This is a genomic window from Endozoicomonas sp. ALC013, from assembly GCF_049310205.1.
In the GTDB taxonomy this organism is placed as follows: Bacteria; Pseudomonadota; Gammaproteobacteria; order Pseudomonadales; family Endozoicomonadaceae; genus Endozoicomonas.
In genome coordinates, this window is record NZ_JBLYNS010000004.1 from 37,802 (window position 1) to 49,891 (window position 12,090).

A 12,090-nucleotide genomic window follows, 5' to 3' on the forward strand; every position below is an offset into this window, starting at 1 on the left:
GTAAGGGTAAGCCTCCCGGCCTTGCTGATCACAGGACTTAGAGATTAATCATGTCCCAGGATATCCATTCAGACCGCATTCTGATTCTTGATTTTGGTTCCCAGTACACCCAACTCATTGCCCGAAGAGTGCGTGAGATCGGTGTTTATTGTGAACTGCATCCCTATGATATGGATGCTGCCGCTATTCGGGAGTTCAGCCCGAAAGCGATCATTTTGTCCGGCGGCCCTGAATCCGTTACCGGTGACAACTCTCCAAAAGCCGCAGATATTGTTTTTGAACTCGGTGTGCCTGTGCTGGGTATCTGCTATGGCATGCAGACCATGGCAGAGCAGATGGGTGGCAAGGTCAGTACCTCTGATCTGCGTGAGTTTGGCTATGCCCAGGTTCAGCTGGAAGAGAAAGTGCGCCTTTTTGATGGCATTGAAGACCATGTCTGTGAAGGTGGTCGTCTGACTCTGGATGTCTGGATGAGCCATGGAGATAAAGTGACCGCCATACCTGAAGGCTTTGTGGTTGCTGCTTCCACTGGCTCCTGCCCGATTGCTGCCATGGCTTGCGAAGAAAAGCAGTATTACGGTGTCCAGTTCCACCCTGAAGTGACACATACCACCCAGGGATTACGAATTCTAGAGCGTTTTGTGGTTGATATTGCCGGGTGTCAGAAACTGTGGACGCCAGGCAAGATCATCGATGACGCTATTGCCCGTATTCGTGAGCAGGTGGGTGAACAGAAGGTGTTGCTGGGACTGTCCGGTGGTGTTGATTCCAGTGTCGTAGCGGCGCTGCTGCATAAGGCTATTGGTGATCAGCTGGTCTGCGTTTTTGTTGATAATGGTCTGCTCCGCCTTCATGAAGGCGATCAGGTGATGGCCATGTTTGCAGAAAATATGGGGGTTCGGGTTATTCGTGCGGACTCTGAAGCGCTGTTTCTGGGTCGCCTGAACGGTGTTCAGGATCCTGAAGACAAGCGCAAGATTATTGGCAATACCTTTATCGAAGTGTTTGATGAACATGCCAGTGCCCTGGACAACATCACTTTTCTGGCCCAGGGCACCATCTATCCGGATGTTATTGAGTCTGCTGGTTCAACAACCGGTAAGGCCCATGTCATCAAGTCCCATCATAATGTGGGCGGGCTGCCGGAAGAGATGAAGATGGAGTTGGTTGAGCCGCTGCGTGAGCTGTTCAAGGATGAGGTTCGAACCATAGGTCTGGAGCTGGGTCTGCCTTATGACATGGTATACCGTCACCCATTCCCGGGGCCGGGCCTCGGTGTTCGCATCCTGGGCGAGGTCAAAAAGGAATATGCGGATATTCTCCGCCAGGCGGATGCTATTTTCATTGAAGAACTGCGTAAGGCCGACTGGTATCAAAAGACCAGCCAGGCTTTTGCTGTTTTCCTGCCGGTGAAATCCGTTGGCGTGGTGGGTGATGGTCGCCGCTATGAGTATGTGATTGCCCTGCGAGCAGTGGAAACCATAGACTTTATGACCGCTCGCTGGGCCCACCTGCCCTATGATCTGCTGGAAAAAGTCTCTAATCGGATCATCAATGAAATTGAGCATGTTTCCAGGGTGACCTATGATGTATCCAGTAAGCCACCGGCTACGATTGAGTGGGAGTGATACAGTTATTACTAAATGTAATATCTGATTCCTTTACTTATACTTGCTTTGGGTATTTATATCGGGAGCAATGGTGCATAATGCGCCCATTCAGGGGTGATGTAGTGAGTATCCTCTTGCTACATTCCTGCCTGTGATCCTCTTTCCCTAGTTAGAGGCGCGCTGTTTATCAGTAAATCGGAATAGGGTGACGTCCGTAGTCCGATTGAAAGGAAATGGTGCCGAAGTGAGCCTGGTGGTCAACCAGTCTCACTGGTAGTGCATCGAACAGGTGTACTACTGTCACAGTTTTTACTGTGGAGAGCTAACGGGTACCAGAGAGCGCTGATGAGGTTTTCTTTATTCGCGCTTCCTCCATGTACGCTTGCCTCCTGATCTAATTACAACTGGTTCACTCATCCTGATAAGCATTGGAATAACGGGCATGGGTGATCAATAAACGAGATCAGTTTTTATGGAATTAACCAGTTTCAGTGATTCGTCGTTATCGTTATTGGCCCCAGCCGTCGCAATTATTCTGGCAGTCATAACCCGGAAAGTATTGTGGTCTCTGGGCGCTGGTATTGTCACCGGTGCGTTACTGCTGACCGGCTTGAACCCGCTTATCACCGTTCATCGTATTTTTGATGGGTTTGTTGGTGTGTTTTGGGATGAAGGCCTTAATTTTAGCAATCTCTATATTCTGTTGTTTTTGCTGGTTCTGGGTGTGATCACCAGCCTGATCACTATTTCTGGAGGAGCCAGGGCCTTTGGTGAGTGGGCTCGTGAGCGTGTCAAGACACGTCAGGGATCGCAGGTACTGACGGTCTTTCTCGGTGTTATCATTTTTATTGATGATTATTTCAACAGCCTTGCCGTGGGGAGTATCAGTAAGCCACTCACTGACCGGCACAAAGTCTCAAGAGCCAAGCTCGCTTATTTGATTGATTCGACCGCTGCTCCAATCTGCGTAATTATGCCAATTTCAAGCTGGGGTGCTTATATCATTGCTCTGGTGGGTACTATTATGGCGACCCACGGTGTTGTTGGCGATAGCCCGGTCTTTTCATTCCTGGCCATGGTTCCCATGAACCTTTATGCAATTTTTGCGCTGGCGCTGGTTTTCTTTACTGCAGCCATGGATCTTAATGTTGGCCCCATGGCCAGACACGAGAGTGCAGCGCTTGCTGGCAATCTGTTTGATGCCAATAAGGGTAACCCTCCGGGTGCTCCAGCTCTGGAAGAAGATGAAAATGGCCGTGTGGCGGATCTGGTGTCACCGATTCTGGTACTGGTGCTGGCAACGATCGCTGCCATGATCTGGACGGGGTATACCGCTCTTGCTGGTGATGATCAGGCATTTTCCATTCTGGGTGCCTTTGAGAATACCGATGTTACGTTATCACTGATCAGTGGCGGTATGATTGGTCTTCTGTTTGCGATGGCCCGGTTGTTGGGTCGAAATATTTCCGGAAACACCTGGAAGAAGGCGATCGCTGAGGGCAGCAGGTCAATGTTGCCAGCTATTTATATTCTTGTGTTTGCCTGGATTCTGACTGGAATAATTGGCCAGCTGGAGACCGGTAAGTATCTGGCTGGTCTGGTTGGTGGGAATATTTCTCCCAGCTTTCTGCCAATGATGCTTTTTATTGTCTCTGGTGTGATGGCTTTTGCTACCGGAACCAGTTGGGGCACCTTTGGTATTATGCTGCCCATTGCCGGAGATATGGCGGCAGCAGCGGACATAGCCATGATGCTGCCCATGTTGGCCTCTGTGCTGGCAGGTGCTGTGTTTGGTGATCACTGCTCCCCGATTTCTGATACCACAATTCTTTCGTCCACCGGGGCATCCTGTCACCACATGGATCACGTCAATACTCAGCTTCCTTACGCGCTTGGCATAGCGGCTGTAGCCATGTTCGGGTATCTGGTCATGGGGATTACTCACTCGATTTCCTTAGGCTTTGCTGCATCACTCGTGGCGTTTACAGGTCTTATTATTCTGTTCAGAAGGATTTCTTTGAAATCTCGCTTTTTGGCACCCGCTTCCGGTCATCTGGCCAAGTAATTAAGCTGCACTATGCTTAAGGAGAGGCAGGGACGCCTTTTTGAACTTATTTAAATCAAGGGCATGGATGCTATGAGCTTTGAACAATTGATGAATTCATACGCTGCTCGTCAGCAGATAGATGAGCTGGAGTATGAAAACGACAGATATTCTCTGTTGGTTGATGGTCGGATAGAGGTTGCCTGTTTTCAGGCCAATGGTCGCTTTTATGCTTATAGCATCATTGCCAGGCTGCCCGGGGATAATAGTAAGCGTGAAGAATTGTTGATCAGGCTGCTGGGAAAAAACCTGGCTCTGGTTGCCCATGAGCGTGTTTCATTGTGTATCGACCCTGATGTCGATGCTTTGGCTCTATATGCTTCTGCTCCGATAAAGAGCCTGAATGTTGATGGTATTGAAGAGGTCATTGCAGCATTGGCCAATAATCATGCACTTTTTGTCAATTGGGTTGAGCAAAGTGCCCCCCCTGGCCCAGCCATGATGTTCATGTCCTAATAGAAGCTGCTGTCAGTTCGATATATAAGGTATGTCAATGATTAGAGTTGTTCGATATGCCTTTGAAAAAGCAGCAATCCACTGGTTCCTCAATATTTGGTTGCCTGGTTGCCAGTACTGAAGCTGCCTATTTCAATGGACTCCGGCGTGCCAATGACGGATTTCTGAAAGCCATCATTCGTTACAGTCGATTCAAAGAGATACATATATTTTCCCCTCAGTCGTTATTGCCGGAGTTGAGAACCGGCTGGGAATCTTTTCTTCAGCATTATGGCAGTGATAAAGCCATCCATTTCTTGCCGGCTCATGAGTTAAACCGGTATTTTTCCAGGGTCAGGTACCAGGTTTTTCATCAGGGTGATCCCTGGGTTGGTCATCTCGCAGCGCTTCGTGATGCGTACTGTGTGGAACCATTTCCTATTACGGGTCGGGCTCATACGCTGAGTACAGACTCAAATATGTCAAATACCCGTGATTTATTGTTGTCACCGCTAAAAAGCTGTGACGCAATTTTATGCAGCAGCGCAGCGCAGAAAAAAGTGATGATGCGTCTGTTGTCTGCTGCAAGTTCCAGTATTTCAGATCATATTGGTGTGGCTATACCTTACAAGGGGAGTGTTGCAAAGCTGCCCCTGGGGATAGATCCTGATGAGCGTTATGCAGGAAGTAAAGAGGAAGCCAGAGAGGTATTGGGTGTTGCTCAGGAATCTTTTGTCATTTTAACCCTTGGCCGGATTGCTCCTTCAAACAAGATGGACCTCCATCCGGTATTGCTGGTAATGAATGATCTGGTGGAGGGTTATGGGCACCGAAATATCAAATGGATTATTGCGGGTGCAGGAGATGCTGGCAATCCAACGGTGCAGTCCCTGTTAAAACAAGCTTATGATTTAAACCTTGAAGGCAGTGTCCGCTTTGAGCTGGAAATTGCAGATGACCGTAAACATCAATGGCTGTCAGCCTGTGATCTGGTTCTGACGCTTTCGGATAATATTCAGGAAAGTTTTGGCATCGTACCTCTGGAAGCAATGGTTAATGGCAAGGCTGTTGTTTTATCCGACTGGAATGGCTATTCGGAATTGGTTGATGATGGGGTCAGTGGCTGTTTGATTGAAACCGTATCGACAGATTTGGATGATCTCGCCCGTCCACTTGGTTCATTATTGACGGACCATGCCCATATGCTGCAAGCCCAGGGGACAGCGGTTAATTTAAGCCAATGTTCAGAGAAAATTCATCAGTTGATTCAGGAGCCTGAACTTCTGTCTGGCATGGGAGAGCAGGGAAGGCAGAGAGTATTTGAGAATTATCGATGGGAAGCCGTTGTTGATGAGTATCATCAGTTGGTGAGTGGTCTGAATAAAGACGCTGATCAGATTTCCCGATTAAATAAAAGGCCAGTTGGGCTTCCTTATCATCAGATATTTGAGCATTACCCAGCCAGTCAGTTGACAGATGACCAGTTCCTTACGACAACGGATCGAGGTGTTAGATTGCTGCTGAGATCCGAGCAGTTTGTTCACTATACCGAAATGGACTCATTGTTAAAAACGGACCTGATTGACCAGGTAGCCCGTCTTTGTCTATCCGGTTGCCATGTGACGGACCTGAAGGCGAAGTTTCCTCAGGAACCGGCACTTCTGTTGAATATTATGTGGATGTGTAAATATCAACTGCTGGCTCTGACCGATAAACCGTCAATAAATCAGGCTGACCATCAAAAAAGATGGTGGCCTGAAGAGCAAAGGCTCCCGGCTGAGGTGATGCTGCATCTGGATTGTGTCGAGCCTCATCGGTTCAGGCTTCTGGAGCCTTTGCTTTGCTGGCTGGATGTGCAGCTGGCGTTCTACCATAACCAGTCAGAAAGCCCTGAATTTCGAGCGAGCCTGCTCAAGCCCTTTGCTGCAAAGCTGGATGGTCAGTTGTTGCAGGCAATTGGCTGGGTTGCTGAGATGAAAGGGACTGTGCAATATACCGATGTGTTGGACTCTGTCGTTGAGCAGGGCGGGCTGGTATTCCTGAGTGCTGAATTTCCTTTGTGGTATCGTTTGAATCGCTTATGGATTATCCGTGCACTGAAAGACTTTAAACAATTATTTGCCCGGTTTTACAGAGATCTTGGGGGTGTCAATCAGCTATTTTCTGATCGCTGGCAACAGCCAGCGCAGAGTATTGCCCGCCTTGATTTTCCGTTAAGTACTTCGTCTTCTTGCATGATTGCCATTATCGTTTGCGATAATGGCGAGAAGCTGGTTTATAAAAACAGGGATCTGGCTGTCGAGCGGCAGATTATCGGGCATACTGCTGATAACAGTAATATCGCCGGTAAGCTTAACCAGTGGCTGGGTGAGCAACCTGGGCTGGCGACCATAAGGATATTGTCAGGATCTTTTCAAGGCGCTTACGGTTATAGTGAATTTGTTGATAGAGGTCTCAATGAGGTGCTGGATGATCAGCAGATAAACGATTATTACCAGCGCCTGGGAGTTATTGCTGGTTTATCGATCCTGTTGGGAATGGGGGATGTTCATAATCGGAATGTCGTATCCAGAAATGGCATACCTCATCTTGTGGATGTTAAAGCTGCTTTCTGCCCTGGTGTTATAAAAGCGTTCGAGTCTGAGTTGAATGATCCCCGGGGAGCCTTCTGTGGCACGGATAACAGCTTTATGCTCACGTCTCTCTGGAGCGTTGTTGAACAGTTCCACTTTAATGGTTATCGGGATTGCCTCTTCCAGTTGGTTAATGGTGAATTGATTGAGATGCCGCCGGTGAAAGAGAGTCTGGTGACCAATAATTTGGTCCGGACCGCTGCGAGTGACACGTTATCGAACATCAAGCCTTTCCTTTGCAGTCAATATGCCAGTGCTTTTGAAAAAGGCCTCGATGCTACGTTCAGGGTTGTTGTGGATCATCACGATGACTGGTGTGCGCTTCTGGAGCGTTGTAAAGGAATGACTGTTTGTCACTTACCGCGTTTAGATCAGGAGTTCTATTGGCAACAGAAAGTGAATCTATGGACCTTTCATGGCTTTCAGGCATTCTCAGGAAAGCGTCTCAAGGGGTATTTTGACAGGGTGGTAAGTCGATTATGTCAGGGGGCAGAAGAGATTCAACGCTGGGGTGAACCTGAGTGGTTTGAACCTGCAACAACGCTGTCAGATGAGTTGGTGAAGAATTTGCTTTCTGGCTCAATTACTGAGTTCAGGCGTGAAGTTGGAGGGAAGGGAGTATTCAGTGAGTCTGGTTCCGGGCTATCTGAAAGGGTAATTTCTGACCATTATTTTTCAGTTGATACGTTAAGCAAGTCTGTCCGTCTGGTGCAGACTATGGCTGAGAACCCTCAGCAACTGGAGCAATTTCTAATCTTTCTTACGGCGGTGGTCAAGCAGTGGATGATTGAGAAAGCGGTGCCGGGGAAAAACTTCCCGGAAGCTTTGCGAGGTAAGCTTCCGGAATAAGCTATTGGCCGTGGATGTTGGCAAGAAGTTCTCTGGCCATTTCAGCGGGTTCTGCCTCTTTTGAAGACAGCAGTGGTTTAAGATAGTCTTCACTTTCTTTATTACGTCCCTCAAACATCAAAGCTAATCCCAGAAAGGCCTTGATAGTAGGATCTTCAGGGTGCTTTGCCAGACCTTCCTTATGCAACAGGTCAATAGCTTCCTGATGACGTTTTCGATTCATAAACTCAAGGGCAAAGCCGATGGTGCTAAGCGGGCTGTCAGGCCTGGCGGCTTCAATACCGTTGAAAATGCCAAAAGCATGTTTTGGCAGCCCGGTTCCGCTGGCCATAAAGCCAATATCCGCCAGAGTTTTTAAAAGTTTGTCATCAATCATTGCTGACTATCTCCATCCATAAAATTAGTTTAGAGCTTCTGAATAATACTCTGTATCGTATCCTTGATGGATTTGACGATACTTGAACGAAGACCTTCAACAATCATGTACTTGTTGAACTCTACCTGGAACTCAACCATATCCTTGGTACTGTTAGGATCCATATTGGCGACACGGGTTTTCAGTGCTGTATCGAGCGCTTCTGCCTGGCTTCCGAATGTTTCAGATACTTTGTCAAAGCTGAAACCGGCGCTTCCTGGCTGATTGTAATTCGGGTTGTAGGTATCCTGGTATGCCATGGCTGAGTTCCCTCTCAGGCTTTTGATTGACCGTGATGCTGTTTCCAGCTCTTATCAACGACCTCCATAGCCGCAACTACAGCGGTGAGCAGGCTGTCGATTTTTGAAAAATCTTCCGGAGCTGCGCCTTTATCTTTTAATCCTTTCAGGCGAGTCGCTTCAGAGAGTAAATGGTTAAGGATCTGATCCCGGTAGGAGCCGTCCTTATCTTGAATCAACTGTTCTTCAGTTGTTGAGAGAAGAATATTCTCTTCATTTTTCGGTTTGTCCGTCACGGTTCCCTCCAAGACGGTATTTGATTCTGTCAGTTCCGTTAGCTAATAAAAGATACTCAAGGTTGATATCTTCAATTATATACCCATTAGAAAGTTTTGCTCCTATGAGGTACTTGGAACCATCGATCAGTATCACGTAAGGCACTTTGCCCATACTGATACCGCGTATATTTAACGATAAAGGTGATTGACTGTCCGTTATTGTACCTCCTGCATACTTGGTGGCTAATTCAATGGATGGTTTGTTGGCGTATTTTTTCTGAAATTTGGCTACTACCGTTTGCAGGTCATAAACTTGTCCTTCATCCAGCAGGTGCCCTTTCAGGATCACCGTTTGATCCCGGGTGACGACATGAATTCTTGGTATCAACCCTTTTTCCCGCAGCATGGATTTGAGGGTATTGACCCGGCTAATCTGGTTCTCAACCTGATCAACAACTGACGTAAGCCCATAAATCTCCTGTTTGAGCATGCTGATAATGTTATCAAGCTCATCAGAAGTTGAAACATATCCGGTTATCACCAGAGATCCGGGCGTGTTATCCAGCTCCAGCTCAAGTTTGTCATAACCACGGTCTCTGAGAAGCAGTTCAGCGTTATCACGCATTTCATTCATAACAATGATCTGCAAATTAAAAGGAATGCCCTGCTTTCTGAGAAATTTTTGCAGTTCAAGTCTGTCCTGAAGCGTTGGTGTATAACCCGACACGAGTAATGATTTATCGGGCAGCTGTTTGAACTTTACCTCTTTAAGTCCAAGCTGGTCCCTGGCCTTTGCCGAGATTTCGAGAACTCCCGGGATGCTTGTTACTTTTTGTACTTCGGTATCCGTGTTGGAAATCATCAGACTCACGCCGGCTATCATAATCAGCAGTATGACTGGAATGGCGGCAAGCCATCTTTTATCAATACTTGCTAAAAAGGATGTATCATCAAAATCGTCCTCATCTTCTTCGTCATCCTCTTCATCCTCATCTGACAGTGGCTGCTGAAAGTCAGATCCAGATAGATCCAGCTCATCTGGGTCAGGGGATGGCAGCTCTTCCTCGCTGACAGTCAGTTCCTGTGTTGGGGGAGGGGCTATGTTCGGCAGTGCCAGAGGTGGCCACTCTGCATCAGCGGGGCCGATAGCTATAAACAGGCTGCTTGAGGTAACAATATCAAAGTGGCGGTACTGAATACTCGAGCCTGCGGGCTCGCCATTTACATATAAAGGCGTATCCGCTGTGCTTGATTGGATTTTGATCTGGCCATCATTGGAAATCTCAATAATGAGCTCGATATCATTCAGGTTGTCGTCGGTTAATACCAGGTCACAACCATCATCTTTACCCAGGGAGTACCTGCCCGGCTCGATGGGGATCTCGGCACCAATATGGTTGCCGGAGAGTATTTTCAGGTAAAATTCAGTCATCAATGACCTCCTGCCATGGTAAAGCAGAAAATGATCTGACTGGGCTCGTAGACGGTTTTATGGTCAACATCCTGTTGATTCTGTCCGTAGTTAGTACTGGTGTCTTTACGTGCTCTGACTATCTGCGTAAATTGTGTCTTAAAAAATAGATTAAGGTAAAAAAAACGTCATTGCCAGAGATTACATGATAATTATTCGGCAAATTCGTCACTAATTAGATGCCTGTCGTTAAAATATTGGGTAAAATTCCCTGAAAAGGTTAAATAGCCCTGATAACAATAACCATAAAATAAGAGGCGCAGTGTTATGGATGCATCATTCTGGAATGGTAAAAGGCCTGCTGGGGTTGGTGATTCTGTTAACCCTGATGAGTATTCCAGTGCTTTATCTGTGATCAATGCTTTTTTAAATGAGAATGGCTCGCTCCCCGCATTTACAGGCATAGGACATACACTGACTTATGCTGACATTGATCTTTACAGTCAGCGGTTTGCAGCATACATCCAAAGAAATACTGATCTGCAACCGGGGGATCGAATTGCGATTCAGATGCCCAATCTTCTACAGTACCCGATTGTCGTTTATGGCGCGTTGCGAGCCGGATTGGTTATCGTAAATACCAACCCGCTTTATACTGCCCGGGAAATGTTGCACCAGTTCAAGGACTCGGGAGCAAAGGCGTTAGTATTTTTTGAAAACTTTGGTGATCTCGTTGAAGAGGTGGTTGGTCAGACAGAAATCAAGCATCTTTTTGTGACCCGGCTTGCTGATATGGTCCCGGCTCCGAAACGGCAGGTGGTTAATTTCCTGGTCAAATATGTTAAGAAGATGGTGCCACGGTATTCCTTACCCCAAGCAGTTCCGCTGCTTGACTCCTTCAGGGCTGCAAAAGCCTCTGACTATCAACCGATTCCGGAGGGTAAGCTCTCTGATCCCCTGGTACTTCAATACACTGGTGGTACTACCGGGGTGGCCAAAGGTGCCATTTTGACTAACAGGAATTTGATAGCAAATATGCTTCAGTCCAAAGAGATGCTGTCTCAAGTGGATGAACAGGGGCAGAAAATTTTAAAAACAGGGCACGAAACGCTTATCGCACCCTTACCGCTTTATCACATATATGCCTTCACAGTGCATTTAATGTGTATGCCGTTTATGGGGAATCACAGTATTCTGATAGCTAACCCGAGAGATACAGATACATTTATTAAGTTTATTAAACCGTGGCGTTTTACTGCTTTTATTGGCCTGAATACCCTATTTGCCAGCTTGCTGAATCATCCCAAATTTAAAGAATGTGATCTCTCAGGTTTAAAGGTAACTTTATCCGGAGGGACAGCGCTGCAGGAGGCAACGGCTCAAAGGTGGCATAAAGAGACCGGGTGTATTATTTCTGAAGCTTATGGGTTAACAGAGTGTTCTCCCGCCGTTTGTATGAATCCAGCCGGTGATTTGTCACAGCCAGGTACAGCGGGCCTGCCAATACCTTCCACAGAGCTGAAAACCATAGACGAGAATGGTGGTGAGACTGCGATAGGTGAGCCTGGGGAGCTTTGTGTCAGGGGGCCGCAGGTTATGTCCGGATACTGGCAGAGAGCTGAAGCAACAGCCGAAGTACTCAGTACGGATGGTTGGCTGAAAACCGGTGATGTCGCTGTGATCCAGGAAGATGGGTTTGTCAGAATTGTTGACCGCATCAAGGATATGATTCTGGTTTCCGGTTTTAATGTCTATCCGAATGAAATTGAGGATGTTGTTTCCGGCCATCCGAAGGTGGCAAACTGTGCAGCCATTGGAGTGCCCGATGAGAATACCGGGGAGAAGGTCAAGTTGTTTGTTATCAAGTCAGATGACAGTCTTACAGCTGACGAGTTACTAAACTGGTGTCGTGATTATCTGACGGCCTATAAAGTGCCCAAAGTGTGTGAATTTCGTGATGAATTGCCGATGACACCGGTTGGTAAGATTTTGCGCAAAGACCTTCGGTAGTCATAGGTTGTGAGTTAACCTGTTATGCTTTGGTGGGATCCATTCGGAAGGGTGGTCTCTTTATCACAAGTCCTGTAATCCCTGGTAATCAGGGTTACAGGATATT

The 12,090-nt window shown here is 47.2% G+C and carries 9 protein-coding genes and 1 riboswitch; of the genes, 5 read left to right on the plus strand and 4 right to left on the minus strand.

Annotated elements, in window-relative coordinates; all coding sequences use genetic code 11:
- Positions 1-50: 50 nt before the first annotated feature.
- The 4 genes from guaA (at position 51) to ACO6V1_RS01775 (ending at position 7,631) form a co-directional block, all read left to right on the plus strand.
- On the plus strand, positions 51-1,628 hold the full coding sequence (gene guaA / locus ACO6V1_RS01760; RefSeq protein ID WP_422462224.1) for a glutamine-hydrolyzing GMP synthase: 1,578 nt from the start codon (positions 51-53) through the stop codon (positions 1,626-1,628).
- Between the two features lie 144 nt (positions 1,629-1,772).
- Positions 1,773-1,943, plus strand: a riboswitch (Lysine riboswitch).
- 139 nt (positions 1,944-2,082) lie between these two features.
- A complete protein-coding gene (locus tag ACO6V1_RS01765; protein WP_422448433.1) occupies positions 2,083-3,675 on the plus strand; it encodes a Na+/H+ antiporter NhaC family protein in 1,593 nt (530 codons plus the stop codon).
- 72 nt (positions 3,676-3,747) lie between these two features.
- Positions 3,748-4,170 carry a CesT family type III secretion system chaperone gene (locus ACO6V1_RS01770; RefSeq protein ID WP_422448431.1) on the plus strand — a complete coding sequence of 141 codons (423 nt, stop codon included), beginning with the start codon at positions 3,748-3,750 and terminating at the stop codon, positions 4,168-4,170.
- 56 nt (positions 4,171-4,226) lie between these two features.
- A complete protein-coding gene (locus tag ACO6V1_RS01775; protein ID WP_422448429.1) occupies positions 4,227-7,631 on the plus strand; it encodes a glycosyltransferase in 3,405 nt (1,134 codons plus the stop codon).
- 1 nt (position 7,632) lies between these two features.
- Here the strand turns inward: ACO6V1_RS01775 and ACO6V1_RS01780 are convergent, their stop codons facing one another.
- Genes ACO6V1_RS01780 through sctD form a run of 4 tightly spaced genes read right to left on the minus strand, consistent with a single transcriptional unit; the run spans position 7,633 to position 9,995 of the window.
- Positions 7,633-8,007, minus strand: a complete 375-nt coding sequence (locus ACO6V1_RS01780) for a tetratricopeptide repeat protein (protein ID WP_101746243.1) — start codon at positions 8,005-8,007, stop codon at positions 7,633-7,635.
- 29 nt (positions 8,008-8,036) lie between these two features.
- Complete coding sequence (locus ACO6V1_RS01785) at positions 8,037-8,306, minus strand: EscF/YscF/HrpA family type III secretion system needle major subunit (protein ID WP_101746242.1); 270 nt, start codon at positions 8,304-8,306, stop codon at positions 8,037-8,039.
- Between the two features lie 14 nt (positions 8,307-8,320).
- On the minus strand, positions 8,321-8,593 hold the full coding sequence (locus tag ACO6V1_RS01790; protein ID WP_163371874.1) for a hypothetical protein: 273 nt from the start codon (positions 8,591-8,593) through the stop codon (positions 8,321-8,323).
- Positions 8,559-9,995 carry a type III secretion system inner membrane ring subunit SctD gene (gene sctD, locus ACO6V1_RS01795; protein WP_422462220.1) on the minus strand — a complete coding sequence of 479 codons (1,437 nt, stop codon included), beginning with the start codon at positions 9,993-9,995 and terminating at the stop codon, positions 8,559-8,561. The genes ACO6V1_RS01790 and sctD overlap by 35 nt, the downstream gene beginning before the upstream one ends.
- A 306-nt stretch (positions 9,996-10,301) precedes the next feature.
- On the opposite strand from sctD, the gene ACO6V1_RS01800 reads away from it, so the two are divergent.
- Positions 10,302-11,984 (plus strand): AMP-binding protein, encoded by a 1,683-nt coding sequence (locus ACO6V1_RS01800; RefSeq protein WP_422448425.1) that lies wholly within the window; start codon positions 10,302-10,304, stop codon positions 11,982-11,984.
- Positions 11,985-12,090: the final 106 nt, after the last annotated feature.